Here is a 1123-nt window from a genome sequence, read left to right as displayed (position 1 = left end):
ACCTACAACAGAGTGTATAGCTCATTGCGACTGAATTTTCTACCGAAAATTCCACGCAATGTCCTATCTTTCAGCCACGGCTGAAAGATGTGCGCCAGTTTGCTCGCAACGAAGCCATACACACGAACGCCGTTGTAGGTAATTTGCCCAACAAACTGAAATTAAACATAAACAAAACTTTACTTAACTTATGAAATCAAAACTCTATTGGATTTTAACTTTGTTTTTAGCTCTAAATTTAAACGCACAAGAATCTAAATTTGACATTGAGGCTAATTTTCCAATCGCTATTGGAGATAATTTTTTAGGAGACAACTATAATGGAATTATTGACTTGGGAATCAATTACAGATTTCTGCAAAAAGAAATATTGAATTTAGGAGTGTCAGCGAATTTTGGATTCTTTAAAAACACTAAATCAGGTGCAACTGACCTGAACCAACTATTTGATGTAACAATTATTCCTATTCAACCTCGCTTATTTGCAGAGTTTAACATTCCGAATTTAGAAAAATTTCATCCTCAAATCGGAATTGGATATTCAATACTTATTTTTAATGCAGACTGGGCAGACAATCGAGATGCTGAATTGCCTGATGATATTGATGATAGCGAAGGCGGTTTTAATTTTAATTTAGGAATTGCATATGATTTATCTGAAAAATTCTATTTACAGGCACAATATGATTTTGTGAAAATCGGAGTTGAAAACGGAGTTCCAGATATAAGTTACAATACGAACATTAATATTCTGAAATTCGGAATAGGATATAGACTATAAAAACTACCTACAACAACGGCTATAGTTCATTGCGGCGGAATTTCCTTTCGGAAATTCCTGAGTGTTTGCTATCTTTGGGTTACGGCGGAAAATCCTAGCGGATTTATCCGCAACGAAACCATAGCCAAACACGTTGTAGGTAAATTGATTGAAAAATAGTGTATAAATTAATTTCAATTATTGTTCTAAATAAAGGAAAGTCAGTCGGCTGTATGGAAGGTTTAAAACGGAAATTTACGACTGAATAGTTTGTTTTGTGTCTCAAACGGCTGAATGGATTTCGGCGCCAGAGCAGCTGAAATGATGATCGAAATTAATTGTTGACTGATTTGTCACCTCTGC

The 1123-nt window shown here is 34.9% G+C and carries 1 protein-coding gene; it reads left to right on the top strand.

What is annotated here, in order from left to right:
* Positions 1-190: 190 nt before the first annotated feature.
* Entirely contained in the window at positions 191-781 is a 591-nt protein-coding gene (locus F598_RS0113195; protein WP_019039544.1) for an outer membrane beta-barrel protein, read from the top strand.
* The last annotated feature ends 342 nt before the right edge of the window (positions 782-1123 follow it).

The organism is Psychroflexus tropicus DSM 15496 (assembly GCF_000378765.1).
In the GTDB taxonomy this organism is placed as follows: domain Bacteria; phylum Bacteroidota; class Bacteroidia; order Flavobacteriales; family Flavobacteriaceae; genus Psychroflexus; species Psychroflexus tropicus.
This window is presented reverse-complemented; position numbering and strand designations above follow the sequence as displayed.